Source organism: Methanothrix sp., assembly GCF_030055635.1.
GTDB lineage: Archaea > Halobacteriota > Methanosarcinia > Methanotrichales > Methanotrichaceae > Methanothrix_B.
The window spans coordinates 123555-141186 of sequence record NZ_JASFYM010000001.1; the positions used below are offsets into that span (position 1 = coordinate 123555).

The 17632-nt window shown below is 55.9% G+C and carries 17 protein-coding genes and 1 tRNA gene; 10 read left to right on the plus strand and 8 right to left on the minus strand.

Features of this window, described 5'->3' with window-relative positions; all coding sequences use genetic code 11:
- Window positions 1-68 precede the first annotated feature (68 nt).
- On the plus strand, window positions 69-500 hold the full coding sequence (locus QFX31_RS00640; protein WP_348530223.1) for a hypothetical protein: 432 nt from the start codon (window positions 69-71) through the stop codon (window positions 498-500).
- Between the two features lie 331 nt (window positions 501-831).
- Here the strand turns inward: QFX31_RS00640 and QFX31_RS00645 are convergent, their stop codons facing one another.
- From QFX31_RS00645 to albA, 3 genes are read right to left on the minus strand one after another with little or no spacing between them, the layout of a single operon-like run.
- Entirely contained in the window at window positions 832-1329 is a 498-nt protein-coding gene (locus QFX31_RS00645) for an HIT domain-containing protein (RefSeq protein WP_348530224.1), read from the minus strand.
- A gap of 60 nt (window positions 1330-1389) precedes the next feature.
- Window positions 1390-2055: a phosphoribosylglycinamide formyltransferase gene (gene purN, locus QFX31_RS00650; RefSeq protein WP_348530225.1), complete on the minus strand. Its 666-nt coding sequence runs from the start codon at window positions 2053-2055 to the stop codon at window positions 1390-1392.
- Window positions 2045-2314, minus strand: a complete 270-nt coding sequence (albA, locus tag QFX31_RS00655; protein WP_011696800.1) for a DNA-binding protein Alba — start codon at window positions 2312-2314, stop codon at window positions 2045-2047. The genes purN and albA overlap by 11 nt, the downstream gene beginning before the upstream one ends.
- Before the next feature lie 412 nt (window positions 2315-2726).
- Between albA and QFX31_RS00660 the strand changes: the two genes are divergently transcribed.
- Together QFX31_RS00660 and mtrH are read left to right on the plus strand one after the other, a co-directional pair.
- Window positions 2727-3305, plus strand: coding sequence for a tetrahydromethanopterin S-methyltransferase subunit A (locus tag QFX31_RS00660; RefSeq protein WP_348530226.1), 579 nt, complete (start codon window positions 2727-2729; stop codon window positions 3303-3305).
- 7 nt (window positions 3306-3312) lie between these two features.
- Window positions 3313-4227: a tetrahydromethanopterin S-methyltransferase subunit H gene (gene mtrH / locus QFX31_RS00665; protein ID WP_348530227.1), complete on the plus strand. Its 915-nt coding sequence runs from the start codon at window positions 3313-3315 to the stop codon at window positions 4225-4227.
- A gap of 184 nt (window positions 4228-4411) precedes the next feature.
- On the opposite strand, the gene QFX31_RS00670 is transcribed toward mtrH, so the two are convergent.
- The 3 genes from QFX31_RS00670 to QFX31_RS00680 all read right to left on the minus strand — a co-directional run bounded on the left by QFX31_RS00670 (window position 4412) and on the right by QFX31_RS00680 (window position 7818).
- Window positions 4412-5113: an SIMPL domain-containing protein gene (locus QFX31_RS00670; protein WP_348530228.1), complete on the minus strand. Its 702-nt coding sequence runs from the start codon at window positions 5111-5113 to the stop codon at window positions 4412-4414.
- A gap of 284 nt (window positions 5114-5397) precedes the next feature.
- Entirely contained in the window at window positions 5398-6456 is a 1059-nt protein-coding gene (locus QFX31_RS00675) for a (Fe-S)-binding protein (protein WP_348530229.1), read from the minus strand.
- 3 nt (window positions 6457-6459) lie between these two features.
- A complete protein-coding gene (locus QFX31_RS00680) occupies window positions 6460-7818 on the minus strand; it encodes an FAD-binding oxidoreductase (RefSeq protein ID WP_348530230.1) in 1359 nt (452 codons plus the stop codon).
- A 488-nt stretch (window positions 7819-8306) separates the two neighbouring features.
- Here QFX31_RS00680 and hisG point away from each other — a divergent pair, with 488 nt between their 5' ends.
- The 7 genes from hisG to QFX31_RS00715 all read left to right on the plus strand — a co-directional run bounded on the left by hisG (window position 8307) and on the right by QFX31_RS00715 (window position 16039).
- Window positions 8307-9179, plus strand: coding sequence for an ATP phosphoribosyltransferase (hisG, locus tag QFX31_RS00685; protein ID WP_348530231.1), 873 nt, complete (start codon window positions 8307-8309; stop codon window positions 9177-9179).
- 182 nt (window positions 9180-9361) lie between these two features.
- On the plus strand, window positions 9362-9997 hold the full coding sequence (locus QFX31_RS00690; RefSeq protein WP_297761131.1) for a 30S ribosomal protein S3ae: 636 nt from the start codon (window positions 9362-9364) through the stop codon (window positions 9995-9997).
- Between the two features lie 18 nt (window positions 9998-10015).
- Window positions 10016-11893 (plus strand): agmatine deiminase family protein, encoded by a 1878-nt coding sequence (locus QFX31_RS00695; protein WP_348530232.1) that lies wholly within the window; start codon window positions 10016-10018, stop codon window positions 11891-11893.
- Between the two features lie 296 nt (window positions 11894-12189).
- Window positions 12190-14409, plus strand: coding sequence for a CDC48 family AAA ATPase (locus QFX31_RS00700; protein ID WP_348530233.1), 2220 nt, complete (start codon window positions 12190-12192; stop codon window positions 14407-14409).
- Between the two features lie 53 nt (window positions 14410-14462).
- Complete coding sequence (locus QFX31_RS00705; RefSeq protein ID WP_348530234.1) at window positions 14463-14732, plus strand: PRC-barrel domain-containing protein; 270 nt, start codon at window positions 14463-14465, stop codon at window positions 14730-14732.
- A 31-nt stretch (window positions 14733-14763) separates the two neighbouring features.
- The gene (locus QFX31_RS00710) at window positions 14764-15186 is read left to right on the plus strand and encodes a hypothetical protein (protein WP_348530235.1); all 423 of its coding nucleotides are present in this window, start codon (window positions 14764-14766) and stop codon (window positions 15184-15186) included.
- Window positions 15187-15199: 13 nt separating this feature from the next.
- Entirely contained in the window at window positions 15200-16039 is an 840-nt protein-coding gene (locus tag QFX31_RS00715) for a hypothetical protein (protein WP_348530236.1), read from the plus strand.
- A 246-nt stretch (window positions 16040-16285) separates the two neighbouring features.
- On the opposite strand, the gene QFX31_RS00720 is transcribed toward QFX31_RS00715, so the two are convergent.
- Both QFX31_RS00720 and hemB read right to left on the minus strand, forming a co-directional pair.
- Window positions 16286-16358 (minus strand) — tRNA-Ala (locus tag QFX31_RS00720).
- Window positions 16359-16687: 329 nt separating this feature from the next.
- Window positions 16688-17632: a porphobilinogen synthase gene (gene hemB, locus QFX31_RS00725; RefSeq protein ID WP_348530282.1), complete on the minus strand. Its 945-nt coding sequence runs from the start codon at window positions 17630-17632 to the stop codon at window positions 16688-16690.

A 17632-nucleotide genomic window follows, 5' to 3' on the forward strand; every position in this document is an offset into this window, starting at 1 on the left:
ATCAAAATATGAGATGTATGGCATTATTATTACTGCTGTGCCTGGTTGGGGGGGCGGCTGCGGATGCCATGTCCGAGCCTCAGTACAGCAGAAACCAGCTGATTTACCTCAACGGTCCGGACACAGGCAGCTTCCAGCAGGATGTTCAGAACTACTGGAACACCTATATCGAGAAGGGTACAGGCAGCACAGAGGCAAGCAAGAGCATGAGCATATGGTTCAACACATTCCCGCTCAAGTTCGAGAGCCCTGTTAAGCTCGGAGAGTCGACGTTCGCAATGGGCACATTCACTGCGAAGAACGTCAGCCCGACGGTCTGGAACAGCATAATGCTCGAGAGGGAGACTGTGTACAAGTTCGGCCTTGATAGAAGCTCGGCTTACATGCCGCTCTCTCTTCCCTCCAGCTTCCAGACCGTAGAATCATCAGGAAGCTCCTCAGCACAGGAGTCCCAGGGGCAGATAATCACCCAGAGCATAATCGCAAGATTAGGTGTGTGAGATACGCGCCCGACAGGCGCTGCTCACAATTTATGAACCTGTGCGCATGAATGAATTGCTTCACGCTCCTGTGTGTTCGTAGAGGGCAAGAAAGCAGGTTGCTGGAACTACACATTCATTCATCAATAACACATAGCAGGGCAGTGCCTATTCTAAATCATCATATGGACAAGAGCGTTGCTGCATAACCGCCGGCTTGAGCGCAGGCTGAAATGTGATGTACTTGGAGTTCCCAATGTAGCAGTCTTAGTGAGACCTGCATCAGGCTCTGAAGGAAATCCCTCCAAGTTGATCCTACTCTATGCGACAGAGGCCCAGTCGCACAGAGATGCTACTGTTTCTCAGACATCATGAGTTTCAGGTTTTGCAGAAGCTTCTCGTATGTTGCCCTGATGTGCTCCGGTATCACCCGTGTGTCGGCCAGAACAGGCATGAAGTTCGTATCACCCTTCCATCTCGGAACGATGTGAAGATGGATGTGCTCCGCGATGCCAGCGCCTGCAACCTCTCCCATGTTGATTCCCAGATTGAAGCCGTCGGGCCGCATTGTTCTCTGGAGCACGGATACACAAAGATCAGCAAGCTCCATGAACTCCTGAAGCTCATCCCCGCTCCATCCCGATAGAGTCGATGTGTGCCGGTAGGGAACAACCATCATGTGGCCGTTGTTGTACGGAAAGGCGTTCATTATCACGAAGTGGTTTCTTCCGCGATAGAGTATCAGGTTCTCGGGGTCCCTGTTCTCCCTGGGCTTCTCGCAGAATATGCAGCCCTTCCCCTTCTCGCTCAGTATGTAATCGATGCGCCAAGGCGCCCACAGAACGTCCATCTGCCGCCTCCCTCTCTCCTGGATCCTATGCCTCCCGGTCGCTACATCCTTTGCACCTACTTAAGGTCCAGCGCTATTGCAATCAGATACCTGCCTCTCAAACACCACCCTCCGTCCCTCTATCCTCGGCCTCCCCTCGAGAAACATCTTGATGGCCTTCGGATACGCCCTGTACTCTGCCCTCTGGATCCTGGCCTTGAGGCTCTCATGCGTGTCATCCGGCTTCACCGGCACTGGCACCTGGTACACGATGGGACCGTGATCGACCTCCTCGTCGACGATGTGTATCGTCGTTCCGGTCCATCTCACCCCGTAGTCCAGAGCCTGCTGGAAGGCGTCCACTCCCCTGAAAGAGGGCAGGAGAGCAGGATGTATGTTCAGAATCCTGTTCCTGTAGTGCCGCACAAACTCAGGAGAGAGGATGCGCATGTAGCCTGTCAGGACCACCAGATCGACCCGTGCATCATCGAGCCTTTTGATGAGAAGCCTGTCGTAATCCTCTCTGGACAGGCCTGTTGGGTCGATGAACTCAGCCGGAACGCCAAACTCCCTGGCTATTCTGAGAGCTCCAGCGTCCGGCTGGTTGGCCAGGACAAGCACCACCTCTGCCCTCAGGTAACCTGACCTGGTGGCCTTTATTATGTACCTGAGATTCTCCCCGCGCCCTGAGGAGATGACACCAATGCGCGAAAGGGGCGTCGAGCCGGTAAAGGTTTCACTTTCCAAGTACGATCTCTATCGCAGAGACGTTGGTCTCCCCTCTGTCCGTGTTCAACGTCTCGGTCGATATCTTTATGTCCTTTACCACAACATCGCCCAGGAACCTGCTGCGTGAGACCTCAGCGACATCGACGGCTCTGGAGATCGCACGCCCTCTTGCCATTATCCTGACTTCCTTCGCACCGCTGTTGAACTGGGTCACTACAGCCAGCACATAGTTCATCACTGGTTTATTGCCGACGAACACCACATCATCTTCTGCCATGGTTGGTCACCACCTTGGAACTAACTTCACAGTGTTTGATGGTATCATAGCCAAGCATCTGATGCCTGATCAATCCGCTGATCCGGCGAATAGGCACTATCACTTGGCCAGGAGCCCGGTCCTCGCTGGTCGCGCCGGACAGGGCCTCCACGGCCGGTATGATAGGACACCGCCATTCAGGATGGATCTCATGAGATATATAGACTGTGGTGTCATTAAGGCATGACGGAGATGTTATATCGTATCATATTCAAAACCTCCCTGCCGGAGAGCAGGGCTTTATCCGCAGGTCGGAGCGAGCTGCCTTTCAGTGCTTTGATGGAGGCCGGTAAAGGTGAACGTCCGGAGAACGCACCCGGGCAGGCAGTGAGCTCTCCTGCCGCATTACGCATGATGCTGAGGGTGTTAATGGATGGACGAGTGGCATGATGACTGGCCGCCGCTTCGCGGTGATTACAGGGTTGGCGACAGGAGACGGGGCGTCGCGGTGGTCACACTTGCAAGCAGCCTGGATATCAGAGGGGCAGCTATAGTCGGGACATGCAAGACCGAGAATCTCGGGGTGGAGAAGATCGTGGCGAACCTGATCTCCAACCCGAACATAAGGTACCTGATCGTCTGCGGCGCTGAGTCGCGGGGTCATCTGCCCGGCGACGCGATAATATCCCTTCACAGAAACGGCACTGACAGCAGCGGCAGAATCATAGGCGCTGCAGGAGCGATACCTTTCATACAGAACCTCCAGCGCGAAGCCGTGGAGCGATTCCGCAGGCAGATCGATGTGGTGGATATGAGAGGGGTTGAGGATATCGCTGAGATCGAGAGGGCTGTTGAACACTACAGCGAGATCGCAGAGCCGTTTCAGGAGCCGCCGTTTGAGGTCGTCAAAAAAACGCATAGGTCAAGCCCACAGCCGGGCGGTATCGACGTCAGCCTCGGACCTGATGTGTGTCTGGATGTGGATGCATGGGCAGTGTTTCTGCTGACCTGAGCTGGTGATGTGTTTGTTCAGATTTGCCAGGGATCAGTCGGTGATCAACATCGCAGGCCTTCGCATCGGAGGCCAGCCGGGGGAGCTGCCAACAGCCCTGGCCGGGACTGTTTTCTACCATGGCCATAACATAATCTCCAATGAGGAGATGGGCATATTCGATGTTAAGCGGGCTGAGGAGCTCATAAACAGGCAGGCTGAGATCTCAGAGGAGACCGGAAATCCGGGGATGCTGCACATATTCGCGAGCACCCGGCGCGCTTTTGAGAGGTACCTCGATTTCATCGATCCCATCTGGAACGGACCCCTGATAATAGACTCATTCGATCCGGAGACAAGGGCGGAAATGGCGATGCATGTGACCGAGGTCGGATACGCGGACCGGACAGTATACAACAGCATAGGTCTGGCATCCACTGAGAGGGAGATGCGCCTGCTGAGGGAATCGGATATCGACTCGGCGATACTGCTCGCCTTCAGCCCCAATGCATCGAGCGTTGAGTCAAGGATGGAGCTGCTGAGCCGTGAGGGCGGTCTCCTGGCAATTGCCAGAGGGGCAGGTATAAACAACATGCTGCTCGACCCGGGCGTGGCGCCTCTCGGGAACGGGGCCGGTGCCGCGCTCAGGTTCGCTATCGTCGCAAAGGCGAAGCTCGGCCTTCCCGTCTGCTCAGGTATGCACAATGCTGCGAGCTCGTGGGAGTGGCTGAGATCAAAGGAGAGATGCGTGAGGAACGCATGCGATGCATCCACAGCAGCCCTTGCAGCATCTTTCTGCTCCAGCCTCGTCCTCTACGGCCCGATCGAGAATGCAGGGATTGTTTTTCCTGTTGTAGCCATGACAGACATCATGATTTCAGAGGCGCTGGAGGAGATGGAGGTGTGGCCGGTGTGGTCGCACCCCAGGAACAGAATGGTATAAGATGAACGCACAGAAACGCGCTCAGAACTCCACGATGCTGCCACCTACCAAGGAAATATCAAGGGAATATGGCGGGGAGAGCATCTCCCAGCGCCATGAAGATTCAGATCCCCACTCTCGCTGCCCTCTGGCTTTTGCGTGTCGATCTCACAGCATCCAGATCCAATAGCCTGGGTATCCCAGATCAGCTCACGATCTCGTAGGTGACCAGCACTGTCGTCTTCACCTCGACCATGCCAGGCTCTGTCGTGCTCGGCTCGACTGATGGGCCGAAGATGCCGAACGGTATGTCCCACAGGTAAAGCGGGCTCTCTGTGATGTCCACGATCTTTCCAAGCCTCCCGCCTGCTGCGCTGACCATCGCCTCTGCTGTCGCCCTGGCGTTCTCAACCGCCTTCTTCCGCGCCTCGTTCTTTGCATTTGTGGCATCGCTCAGCGCATAGCCTGTCACCGCTGCATACACACCTGTGCTCTCTGCAGTTTGCTTGATGCTCTCTATGGTGCTCTGCGTCGGGTTCGCAAGACGTATCGAAGCAGATACGGTCACAATGGTCTGGTTCACGCATATGCTCTCATTCGATGCGCCTCTGCTGCATACCTTTGTGCTCTGAATCCCTGTGGAGTATCCCTGGAGTATCTCACAGTTCCTGGTGCACGCATCCCTTATGGCATCGAGGCTGCCGTTCAGCTTCTCAGAGCTCTCCGCATACGCCTCTGTCACGTTCTCATTATCGCTTGATGCCGATACAGAGATGTACACGACATCCGCAGGCACCGTCACACTGCCCTCCCCAACAACTGTTATCGTGGGAACGTCAGCTGCAGATGCCAGTGATACAGCAGATACAGAAATCAGCATCAGTACCGCGACATATTTCAAATCCATAACCGATCCCCCATCGTTGATTAACGTAATCCATATTAAAAGAATTCGGTCTGATGTGGAAATTTGTGCACGCTGTTACGTGACAACCTGCCAGTATAGGTCCGGCCATACGTTTCTGGCGATGAATGCTTCCCGCAATCGAGACCCCAGATTTGATGATCGCACAGCAGCGTTTTTGCATCTGGTGATGGGAGATCGCCAGAACCGGCACTCGACCTGACGGCTGGGAGCAGCTACCGTTCACAGTCTTCGAAGAGCCGCCTACACAGCCCGTAGCCTCCAGCTCATCTCCTGCACGCCATCGCCACGAGATCCACAAGATCTATAACCCTGCCGTGGCCTCCGGCCTCGTTAAGGTTCCTGACGCACATCGGGCACGCTGTTACGATATATTTCGCCTCTGGAGGCGCATCAGCGAGCCGTCTCCGAGCTATCTCAAGTGATACATCCCTGTAGCCAGCCCTGACGCCCCCTCCTCCCCCGCAGCATCTGGCGAGCTCCCTGCTGCACCTCATCTCCTCGAGCTCGCAGATCTCCCTTATGACCCTCCTCGGCTGATCAAAGATCCCGTTCACCCGGCCGAGATGGCACGGATCGTGGTAGGTAACCGTGAAATCAAGAGGTCCGATTTCAAGCTCGGATACGTGATCAGCCAGGAACTCCGCCACGCTCATGACCTTTAGACCGTAATCGTTTTTGAGAGTGGTGTAGCAGCCAGCACATCCTGTTATTACAACATTCACATCCATCTCGTTCATCTGGCGCAGGTTCTCCTCCATGCATCCCGACGCATCCAGTCCGGTTCTCAGAAGTGGCGATCCACAGCACCGCTCAGATGGGAGGAGCGATACACCGAACCTTCTCAGAATCCCGAAAGTCCTTGCTGCAGTCTCCGGATACCTGTAGGAGGCCATGCATCCTGCGAAGTAAACCTGGTCTGCCTTTACATCTGGGGATGCATCTGATCCAAGAATGCTGAGCCAGCTGTGCCTCCGTCCGGTCTCCCCAAGACTGTTTCCCGTGGATGAGATCCTGTCACGGAGCTCGATCTGCCAGGCTTTAGCGATCTTCCTGGACGCGAGCACACTTCTCGCATCCTCCACGACTTTAGAGGGAGAAACACCCGCAGGACACATCTGAGAGCAGAGAGAGCATGTTGTGCACGTTCCCAGGCTATCCAGCGCCCATGAGCCGTCCACGTCGTCCAGGATCTTCCCGATGAGGATCATCCTACCGCGGGTGCTGAATGACTCCCATCCCAGAACCTCGAAGCTGGGACAGACCGCCCGACATGCACCACACCTCACACACCTCCTGATCTGATCGATATCGATCACTGACATACCTCACAGACCCAGCTTGCCCGGGTTCAGTATCCCCTTCGGATCCAGAGCGCGCTTGATTGCGCGCATGATATCCAGAGCAGGCCCCCACTGCATCTCCATGTATTCAGCTCTCGACCCGCCGATTCCGTGCTCCGAGCTCACAGTTCCGCCGAGCTCTATGGCAGCTCTGTGGATCATGTCCGCCGCTCTTCTGAGCCTGGTCCACTCATCCTCGCTGCTCACATCTATGAACCATGCGACGTGCAGGTTGCCATCGCCAATATGACCGTACTTCATCGCCGGGATGCCGGTGCTGTCCGATATCTCCTGGACCTTTCTCATCAGATTGGGAATCTCCTTCATCGGAACCCCCACGTCCTCCCCGACATAGACGCGGCTCTTCGATGGATCGAGCCTGGAGATCGCAGCGCCGACAAGCTCCCTGGCAGCCCAGATCTCCGACATCTCCCTCTCATCGGATGCGATCCTGATGCTCTGCGCCAGGCCTGCACAGGCCTCTGATATCCTTCTGGCATCCTCGGATGTCGAGAGATCTGTTCCATCAACCTCGAAGAGGATAACATCACCGTCTGGAAGCACAATATTCGGATCGCATCTTCTGAGCACCTTAACAGTTGTGCTGTCCATTATCTCGCATGCGGACGGCACGATGCCTGCGGAGAATGTCTTCACAACGGCCATGCCGGCAAGCTCAGAGCTCTCGAATGATGCCATGACCAGCCTCCGTCTCCTCGGGATGGGCACGATCCTGAGCCTCGCGGCTGTTATGATCCCAAGCGTGCCCTCCGCCCCGACCATGAGCCGCGTCAGATCGTATCCGGCGGACGACTTCAGGACCCTCGAGCCTGTTCGGATAACCTTGCCGTCAGCCAGAACGACCTCAAGATCCAGAACATAGCTCTTCGTGGTGCCGTACTTAACGCACCTCATCCCGCTTCCGTTGTTTGATATCAGTCCGCCTATCGTGCAGACGCTGGAGCTTCCTGGATTCGGAGGAAAGAAGAATCCATGAGGTTTGAGGGCTCTGTTGAGATGCTCAACAACAACCCCAGGCTCCACATGGACCTGCAGGTTCTCCACATCGATCTCCAGAATTTTATTCATGCCGGACATGTCGAGGACCATGCCACCCCTGAGGGGCACAGCGCCGCCTGCAAGGCCGGTGCCAGCGCCTCTCGCTGTCACAGGTATCTCGTATTTGTATGCGAGACTGAGTATCCTGGATACCTCTTCTGTCGTCAGAGGTCGAACGACGTACTCCGGGAGGCCGTGTACCTGAGATGCATCGCAGGAGTAGCAGCATAGCTCAGCTGGCGAATTCGAGACCCTGGGTCCGACTATACCTCTGAGCTCATCCATGATGTTACGGCTCCGTTCCGGTGACATTCTCCTCCAGGCTCAACGGAAGATCTCGTAGCTGAGATGATGTGATAAAAAGATTTTGTCCGGAGGCAGATCGCGGCTCTGAATGTGCCGTCGAGATCCACTTGCATGGTGCTGTGTTGGATAAGTCATGAAAATCCGCAACCAGAAGACGATTCCAGGAATGCGCGGATAATAGATCAGAATCGATATCTCGAGACATTATCTCGAGAGGTTATCCAACACAGCAGCTGATAGTGGAAGAGGGCTGAAGGGAGGTGAGCGGTCGTGGGCTTTAAGCGCCGGTCCCTCGACAGCCAGCGGGTCAATCAATGTGTGACGGGTGGAACCTCGTAATGTATAGCAGGACCAGTACCTTCCCGGTCGAGTCATCGATGGATATGAGCTAGATCATTATGTGACTCAAGGACTACCAGGAATCCTCATATATGTCTTTCCTGTTCTGAGGGATGTGTGGATAGCCCATGATAGACATAGCAATTCCAAAGGGGAGCCTGCTCAACCAGACCCTCGAGCTCTTCGAGAGGGCTGGGCTGGAGGTGCGGAGGACGGAGAGGGAGTACAACGCCAGGATAAACGACCCCAGAATAGGCAAGGTGAAGATCCTGAGGCCACAGGAGATCCCGACCTACGTCAGCAGGGGATACTTCGATCTGGGCATCTCGGGCACAGACTGGATCGTCGAGTCCGGAGCAGATGTTGTGACAGTGGCCAACCTGAACTACGGGAAGCAGGGGCCTGGAGTTGTTAAAATCGTCGTCGCGGTGCCAGAGTCGATGCCGATCAGCTCCTCCAGAGAGATACCTCCAGGGAGCAGGGTTGCGACAGAGTACCCGAACATCACCAGAAGCTACTTCGAGCGGCTGGGCATACCGGTTGATGTGCAGTTCTCCTACGGCGCCACCGAGGCGAAGGTTCCTGAGCTCACGGATGTCGTTGTCGATCTCACAGAGACAGGCTCGACGCTGATCAAGAACGGGTTGAAGATAATCGATGTCATAATGGAATCGACATCAGAGCTGATAGCAAACCAGCAGAGCTGGTCAGATCCCTCCAAGAGGGAGGAGATCGAGGCGGTGGAGACTCTGCTCTCAGCGGTGATCAGGGCCAGAGGCAAGGCACTGCTCAAGATGAATGTCTCTGAGAAGAACATAGAGCAGGTCATCTCCATACTGCCCAGCATGAAGCACCCCACGATCTCAAAGCTCTACAACTCAGGCTACTACGCGATCGAGAGCGTCGTCGATAAAAAGGATATCAATCTGCTGATACCTCAGCTCAAGAAGGCAGGCGCATCCGATATCCTGGAGATGGATATCTCGAAGATCGTGCCATGAGGGTCGTGGGCAAATATTACAATTCATATGGAACCGGAATCCGCAAACGGGATTCTCAACGAATCCGGCCGGATGGATCGATTCCATTTCAGCCCGCCGGAGACCACCTGCCTCCGGATAAGCTTATATATGGTTAGCCTGATTGGATCTCGGATTGCTATTCATTGTCTGGAGGATGTTTATTGGCTAGAAGGGCACAGAGGAAAGCAGAAAGGGCAAAGGTCAAGCAGTGGTACAAGGTCCTCGCACCCGAGATGTTCGGGCGCACGCCTGTTGGCGAGACGCTCGCAAACGATCCGAACAAGCTTCTAGGGCGTGTGATCGAGACCACGCTGGGCGACCTTACAAACAACTTCTCGAAGCAGAACACAAAGCTCAGGTTCAAGATCGACGCGGTGGCCGGCGATACAGCCTACACCAGGTTCATAGGCCACGAGATGACCACAGACTACATCAGATCCCTTGTCAAGCGCAGGACATCACGTATCGATGCCGTTGTCGATGTGATGACAAGTGATGGGTATCTGGTCAGGGTCAAGCCGAGCTGCTTCACAGTCAAGAGGGCCAGGGCGAATCAGGTCAAGGCGATAAGGGAGATCTCGCGGCAGGTCATCCTCTCCAAGGCCGGGAACATAGACCTCAACGGGCTCATCCAGGAGGTAGTTCTGGGCAAGCTCTCTCTCGATATATACAAGGACGCGAAGGCTGTGTATCCCCTCAGGAGAGTCGAGATAAGAAAGACGGAGATACTCGCAGGGCCGGGAGAGGTCCCGCAGCCATCTGCTGTTCCTGAGCCGACAGTCACTGCAGAATCCTGAGCTGCGGTGAGCTGAGCCATGGTCAGGGTGGGACTTGTTCAGATCAGTGTCACCGAGGACCTGAACCTAAATCTAGCGAGAGCTCTCGATCTGGTGGAAGGTGCTGCGGACAGGGGCGCGGAGATCGTCTGCCTTCCGGAGCTCTACCGGACTCCATACTTTCCCAGAGAGGATAGAGCTCAGGTCCAGCACTACGCCGAGACGATCCCCGGCGAATCGACCGCAGCCTTCTCAAAGCTCGCGGCGAGGAAGAACATAGCTGTGATAGTCCCGCTCTTCGAGCGGTATGGCAGTGTCTACTACAATTCCGCAGCTGTAATCGATGCCGACGGCTCGATCGCAGGTGTGTACAGGAAGTCCCACATCCCGTGCGATCCCATGTTCTATGAAAAGAGATACTTCTCAGAGGGAGATGGCTTCAGGGTATTCAGGACGAAACACGCATGTTTTGCAGTGCTGATATGCTACGACCAGTGGTTCCCGGAGGCAGCGCGCGCTGTGGTGCTTGACGGTGCGGACATAATATTCTACCCGACCGCCATCGGCAGAATAAGAGGTGTTGAGGAGTCAGAGGGCGACTGGCAGGCCGCCTGGGAGACAGTCCAGCGCGGGCATGCGATTGCGAACGGCGTGCATGTGGCCGCAGTGAACCGGGTGGGCGTGGAGGGCGAGATAGCGTTCTGGGGAGGATCGTTCGTATGCGACTCGTTCGGGAGCTTCATCGCACATGCGGGCGCTGATGAAGAGGTTCTTATCGCAGATCTCGACCTCTCGAAGAACGTGATGGTGAGGGAGGGATGGGGATTCCTCAGGAACAGGCGGCCCGATGCGTACCGCTCTCTGGTGAAGGATCCTGAGAGGCTCTCTGCAACACCTAGGGGCGATGGATACCACATGCCTGCGGAGTGGGAGAGGCATGATGGTGTCTGGCTCGCCTGGCCGCATGACACTGATACTTTTAACGATATCGATTCTGTGGAGCGCGCGTACGTCTCGATGATAAAAGCGCTCCATGTGGGAGAGACCGTGAACCTGCTGGTGAGAGACGAGGAGATGCGCGAACGTGTGGAGCATCTCCTCCAGCGGGATGTCAGGATGAGCAGCCTGAGAATCCATACCATGGATTACGCGGACGTCTGGTTCAGGGACTACGGCCCGACATTCGTCGTGAACCGAAACGAAAAGCGCCTTGGAATGGTCGCCTGGAACTTCAACGCATGGGGCGGGAAGTACTGCGAGCTCATGGGTGATGTGAAGATACCGTGCTACATTGCGCGCGATCTCGGTGTGAGGTGCTTCCGCCCGGGGATCGTGCTTGAAGGAGGATCTATAGACGTCAACGGCTCAGGAACGCTCATGACCACAGAGCAGTGCCTGCTGAACCCTAACAGGAACCCTCACCTGAGCAGGTGGGAGATAGAGTTCTACCTCCGGGAGTATCTGGGGGTCAGGAAGATAATCTGGCTAAGGAGGGGAATAGCAGGCGATGACACCGATGGGCATGTCGATGATGTGGCGAGATTCGTCTCCCCCAGGAGAGTGGTTGTCGCGTTCGAGGATGATAGGGATGACGAGAACTACAAACCGCTCAGAGAGAACTGCGAGATCCTCAAAAACGAGACAGACCAGGATGGAAACCCGCTCGAGGTGATTCGACTGCCGATGCCAGGTTATGTCGGTGACGATCATAGACTGCCCGCAAGCTACGCAAACTTCTACATCGGGAACAGCGCGGTGCTTGTGCCGGTATTCGGCCACAGGAACGATGCTAGGGCACTGAGCATCATCGGTGCACTCTTTCCAGACAGGAAGATCGTTGGGATCGACGCCCTAGCGATGGTCTACGGCCTCGGCACGGTCCACTGCGTGACGCAGCAGCAGCCTGCAGCATATTGAGTGCAGTTCTGCTCGAGTAACGTGAGCATTTACACCGGATCGTTTTTAACAGCCTCCATGACAGGGTCGTGTACCTGAATTTAAATGGGTCGCATGCGGCCGCGTGATCCATGCAGCACAATGCCAATGCATGCTGATTTCTGACTCCCTGTTCAGATGCTCGAACCACCCATTAGAGCGGTTATCTCTGGAGAGGTCGACAGCTACAGAGCGCGGTGGGGTCTGAGGTTCACGTGCCTCCTGCTCTTCCTCCTGCTAGATAAATCTAAATAATGTTAATCATATAATCACGTAGCGTGTGGGAAGTCAAAGAACTTCAGCTCAAGGTGGCGAAGGCCTATCCGAACGACTCTGCCAGGGGCATAGCCAGGCTTGATCCGAGCGCGCTCCTCACACTGCGCCTCTCCCCGGGAGATATCATAGAGATCGAGGGGAAGAAGATCACAGCAGCGAAGGTCTGGCGCGCGGACAGGCAGGACTGGATCCAGGATTACATAAGAATTGATGGCTTCATCAGGCAGAACGCTGGCGTTGGGATAAGCGATCGCGTGAAGGTGAGAAAGGCCAGGTACAGCGACGCGACCCGGATAGTCCTGGCGCCGCCAGCCGGCTCGCACATGCAGTTCGGCCCGGACGCTGTGGATATGATAAAGAGACAGACACTGAAGCGTCCTGTTGTCGCTGGTGATATTCTTCCGGTTATGAGCACGTCCGGCCAGACATTCCTGGGCAGGATGGAGGCGATCCCTCTCGTCGTAACGGCCACCGATCCCGGCGGGATCGTGGTGATAACAGACAGAACTGAGATACTCCTCATGGACAAGCCAGCGCGCGGCGTCGGATCGATAAAGGCGACCGGAGTCACATACGAGAGCGTTGGGGGGCTGCGCGCCGAGGTCCAGCGGGTGAGGGAGATGATCGAGCTTCCCATGAAGCACCCTGAGGTCTTCAGAAAGCTCGGGATCGATCCGCCGAAGGGCGTGCTTCTATACGGACCGCCGGGCACCGGCAAGACTCTTATTGCAAAAGCAGTCGCCAATGAGAGCGGGGCCAGCTTCTTCAGCATCGCAGGGCCTGAGATAATGTCCAAGTACTACGGTGAGAGCGAGCAGAGGCTCCGCGAGATATTCGAGGAGGCGAACAACAACACGCCCTCCATAATATTCATAGACGAGCTGGATTCGATCGCTCCCAAGCGAAGCGAGGTCACCGGCGAGGTCGAGAGAAGGGTTGTGGCGCAGCTCCTTGCGATGATGGACGGTCTGAAGGAGCGCGGCCAGCTCGTGGTCATAGGCGCCACGAACAGGATAGACGCGATAGATCCAGCTCTGCGCAGGCCCGGCAGATTCGACAGGGAGATCGAGATAGGCGTTCCTGACAGGGATGATCGCGTGGAGATCCTCCAGATCCACGTGAGGAACATGCCGCTTGCAGATGATGTGAACCTGGAGGAGCTGGCGAACAGGACTCACGGGTTCGTGGGAGCCGACATCGCAGCTCTCTGCAAGGAGGCCGCGATGAAGGCTCTGCGCAGGTACCTCCCGGATCTCGGGACAGAGGATGACATACCTCCTGAGATCGTGGAGAGCATGAAGGTGACCAGAGATGACTTTGAGATGGCGCTCAAGGAGATCGAGCCGAGCGCGATGAGGGAGGTCCTGGTGGAGCTCCCGAAGGTCACCTGGGAGAACGTCGGCGGACTGGGCCAGATCAAGCAGGAGCTGATAGAGGCGATAGAGTGGCCCCTGAAGAGGCCGGAGAGGTTCGAGCAGATGGGGATAAAGCCCCCGAAGGGCATACTGCTCTACGGCCCCCCGGGCACAGGCAAGACCCTCATAGCGCAGGCTGTTGCAAATGAGACGAACGCGAACTTCATCTCAGTCAGAGGCCCGCAGCTCCTCTCGAAGTGGGTCGGGGAGTCGGAGAGGGCGATAAGGGAGATATTCAGAAAGGCGAAGCAGGTCTCGCCCGCGATAATATTCTTCGATGAGCTCGATGCGATCGCGCCCATGAGGGGCATGGATGAGGGTGCGCGGGTCACCGAGCGTGTCGTCAACCAGCTGCTGGCAGAGATGGATGGACTGGAGGATCTGAAGAACGTGATCGTGATCGGAGCGACAAACCGGCCTGATATGATAGACCCTGCGCTTCTCCGCTCCGGCAGGTTCGACAGGCTGATAATGATCGGCCCGCCTGATCGCGAAGGCAGGCTGGAGATTCTCAGGATTCACACTGCCAGGATTCCGAATGCAGAGGACGTCAGCCTTGAGGAGCTCGCGGATCTCACAGACGGATATGTCGGCGCAGATCTGGGCGCTCTCTGCAGGGAGGCCGTGCTGCTAGCGCTCAGGGAGAACGAGAATGCAGAGATCGTCGAGATGAGGCATTACCTTGAGGCTCTGAAGAGGGTCAGGCCGAGCGTGGAGGAGAGCATGATAAGCTACTACGAGAGGATAAGCGAGCGGTTCAGAGGCGGCGGCAGGGTCGAGTCGAGCTCGCTCATGGGCTACAGGTGATGGATTCATATGATTCCTGATAGCCTCTGCCATCCCTGGACGCAGGAGGTGTTATGAAGAAGATCTTCGCCTCGGATCTCGCCGGCAAGGAGATAGTCACAGTGGATGGCATCGTCCTGGGAGAGCTGGAGAACATAACCTTCAATCTGGATACAGGCGAGCTCGTGGATCTTGTCGTCAAACCCGACCGCAACCTGAGCCGCGTGAAGTACAGAGCAGACGGCAGATTCGTTCGCATACCCTTCAGCGCGGTCTGTGCGATAAAGGATTACATAGTGGTCGATGAGGGGAAGTCGATCCTCTCAGAGCAGAGGCGCGATTAGTATTTAATCGACGAATGTGTACTCGTAAAGCATGAAAGCATCGGCTCTGGTTGCTCTGTGCATGGTGCTCGTGGGACTATCGTGCTCTTTCCCGGTTCCGGTGAACTATGCGGCGGGCCAGGACCCGAGGTTCTCGGAGAGTCTCTTCATAGTGAGCGGCGGCTCGGCTCTCTCTGAGAGCTACACGAGCGTGGAGAGGCTGGAGAGGTTCACGGAGGTGAGGACCGCCTACAGCGGTGCTGCCAAGTCCGCACAGAATGGCATCCTCGAGGCGAACATCAGATCGAATGTTATCGGGAGCGCGCACATCGGATGGCTCTCAGCCGATTCCAGAGGAGTTTACGGCCGCAGCATCGAGGATCTCACAGGGGTGTTCTCCATAGAGAAGTTCATCCAGCTCTGGAACAACAGCACAGCAGGGGAGATCAGCGTCGACTGGATGCCCTGTATTTGAACTTGAGGTATTGATGCCACAGAGATCTGAGAGCATCAAATATGAGTTTCTGCTCGATCTGAAGAGGCTCAGCGATGCCTGCAGCGGATTCGAGCGCAGAGTATCTGCCCTGGATGCGCTGGCGATCGCCATCGCTCTTTACATCATCTTCATACCGCTCGGCCTTGTGGCTTACTTCAGGTTCTACTGGAGCGGCACGCCGCTCGAGCAGGCTCCAGTCGTGCTATCGCTCATCCTCGGCGTGATCCTCTCGCATATCGTAAGAAGAAGGCGCAGGATCAGCGTCTTCGACCTCTTTGAGGAGGAGCTCTCCGAGAAGCTTAAAGCAGCTTACGATAATCGGTTTCATGACAGCATAGTGATGAGGAGCCTCGCGCAGGACCTCAGGCACATCCTTTCCGGGATCTCGGAGAGGGACGTAATCGACACCAGCAGGATCCACAGGAGAGTGCTGCTGGTATTCGTCATGCTGGCGCTTGCGGTTGTGGTATCCAGCAGCATCTCTGAAGAGATCACGCCCGCGAATCTCGGAGTTGTCGGCGGGATAAGAGATCTCGCTGAGGATGTTCTCAGCTCAAAGCAGCCGGTCTCTGAGATAAGGGATAACGTAAGCATATACGGCAAGCCGTCTCTTGCTGTGCTCTCTGAGACCAGACTGGAGCTGGAGCTCTACCCGGGATCTGGCGTTGGATCCAGGGCAAGGCCCACAGAGGCGACAGAGCGGCTTTTCAGAGAAGGGCCGCCGGGCCAGGGGGTTGCGGTCCCATCTGAGGTGTATATCGAGAGCCTGCCACCAAAGCACAGGGAGATAATCAGGAGGTACTTCACGCTTCTGAGCGAGGCTCAGAGCTGAGGGCGCGCTTTTGTCGAACATGCATCAAAACAGCCAGATGTCATCGGTGGTTGCATGGTCCCAGTGGGGAGTACTGGAGGCTATCGCGGCGGATTGGTGATGTATTTTTGAGGCTTCTTGATAGATGCGCCGGCGCACATGCCATCTGACAGATAGCCTCTGCGTTGATAGAGTAACAGGGCGCAAACTCCGGTCTTCGGGCCGGATAGGAAGTCACTTTTGTAAGTCTTGAAGAACTCGATGTGATGGACAGGTCGGGATTCGGACCCGAGGCCTCTACCATGCCAAGGTAGCGATCTTCCAGCTGATCTACCTGCCCTCACTGGATAGAGAACAGAAGGGTCAGATAAACGTATCGGTGCTGACCGGGAACCTGTCCGGATAAGATGAAAACCAGAACTGAGAATAATATCCCAAATTCCGCATTAACGCTCCAGTCCGTAGCTTTTTCGCATTCTGGTCCGAACAGTTTGATGATCGACGACCTTCCAGATCCGAGAAAATGCTGAAAATCAAACGGGGTCAACCATCTTGACCATGCTCCCACAACCTGTCCTGCCACAGTATGGACAATCCCCGTTCCAGCAGAACGATCCGGCTGAGACCAACTCGCTGATTCAGAATCCTTCCCTGGACCTCCCTCTTCCCCTACGCGAATCTGGATGCAAACTCCTTGGCGTAGTAGGTGATTATCATATCAGCGCCCGCTCTTTTTATGGACGTCAGCGCCTCCAGCATCGCTCCATCTCTATCAATCCAGTTCCTCTCTGCAGCTGCCATGATCATGCTGTACTCCCCGCTGACCTGGTAAGCGGCAGTCGGCATCCTGAACGTGTCCTTGACCATCCGGAGTATGTCCAGATACGGCATCGCAGGCTTGACCATGACCATATCAGCGCCCTCCTCTATATCGAGCTGGACCTCCCAGAGGGCCTCGTTCGCATTTGCCGGGTCCATCTGGTAGCTCCGGCGATCCCCGAACGCGAATCCGGACTCGGCCGCCTCTCTGAACGGTCCGTAGAAGTGTGATGCGTATTTTGCAGCGTATGAGAGGATCGCGACATCGCTATATCCAGCATCATCGAGAGCAGATCTTATAGCTCTCACCATGTGATCCATCATCCCGCTCGGAGCGACGATATCAGCGCCGGCCTCTGCCTGGCTCACGGCCGTTCTTCCGAGGATGGGAAGCGTCTCATCGTTAATTATCTCCTGACCGCGAACCACGCCGCAGTGGCCGTGGCTGGTGTACTCGCAGAGGCAGAGGTCTGTTATGACAGCAAGATCTGTGGACTCCTTGATGCGCCTCACGGCTTTCTGTATAACACCCTCACGATCATAAGCTCCGGATCCTGTATCATCCTTACTGGACGGTATCCCGAAGAGTATCACCGCCGGGATGCCGAGATCCTCGATGCGTCCAGCCTCCTCTGCCACCGTCTTCAGGCTCTGCCGCATCTGTCCTGGCATTGAGCTTATCGGAACAGGCTCATCGATGCGCTCATCCACAAATACCGGCATTATGAGATCCCTGACGGAGAGCCTTGTCTCTGCGACCATCTCCCTGATGCCGGGCTTTCTCAAGCGCCTCAT

Bases quoted from the DNA above. Each gene is read 5' to 3' on its own strand.
- QFX31_RS00715 (WP_348530236.1), top strand. From the start codon at position 15,200: ATGCCACAGAGATCTGAGAGCATCAAATATGAGTTTCTGCTCGATCTG.
- QFX31_RS00645 (WP_348530224.1), bottom strand. From the start codon at position 1,329: ATGGACGTTCTGTGGGCGCCTTGGCGCATCGATTACATACTGAGCGAG.
- QFX31_RS00705 (WP_348530234.1), top strand. From the start codon at position 14,463: ATGAAGAAGATCTTCGCCTCGGATCTCGCCGGCAAGGAGATAGTCACA.
- QFX31_RS00710 (WP_348530235.1), top strand. From the start codon at position 14,764: ATGAAAGCATCGGCTCTGGTTGCTCTGTGCATGGTGCTCGTGGGACTA.
- QFX31_RS00675 (WP_348530229.1), bottom strand. From the start codon at position 6,456: ATGTCAGTGATCGATATCGATCAGATCAGGAGGTGTGTGAGGTGTGGT.
- hemB (WP_348530282.1), bottom strand. From the start codon at position 17,632: ATGAGGCGCTTGAGAAAGCCCGGCATCAGGGAGATGGTCGCAGAGACA.
- QFX31_RS00670 (WP_348530228.1), bottom strand. From the start codon at position 5,113: ATGGATTTGAAATATGTCGCGGTACTGATGCTGATTTCTGTATCTGCT.
- QFX31_RS00640 (WP_348530223.1), top strand. From the start codon at position 69: ATGTCCGAGCCTCAGTACAGCAGAAACCAGCTGATTTACCTCAACGGT.
- QFX31_RS00695 (WP_348530232.1), top strand. From the start codon at position 10,016: ATGGTCAGGGTGGGACTTGTTCAGATCAGTGTCACCGAGGACCTGAAC.
- QFX31_RS00680 (WP_348530230.1), bottom strand. From the start codon at position 7,818: ATGGATGAGCTCAGAGGTATAGTCGGACCCAGGGTCTCGAATTCGCCA.
- hisG (WP_348530231.1), top strand. From the start codon at position 8,307: ATGATAGACATAGCAATTCCAAAGGGGAGCCTGCTCAACCAGACCCTC.
- mtrH (WP_348530227.1), top strand. From the start codon at position 3,313: ATGTGTTTGTTCAGATTTGCCAGGGATCAGTCGGTGATCAACATCGCA.
- albA (WP_011696800.1), bottom strand. From the start codon at position 2,314: ATGGCAGAAGATGATGTGGTGTTCGTCGGCAATAAACCAGTGATGAAC.
- QFX31_RS00660 (WP_348530226.1), top strand. From the start codon at position 2,727: ATGGACGAGTGGCATGATGACTGGCCGCCGCTTCGCGGTGATTACAGG.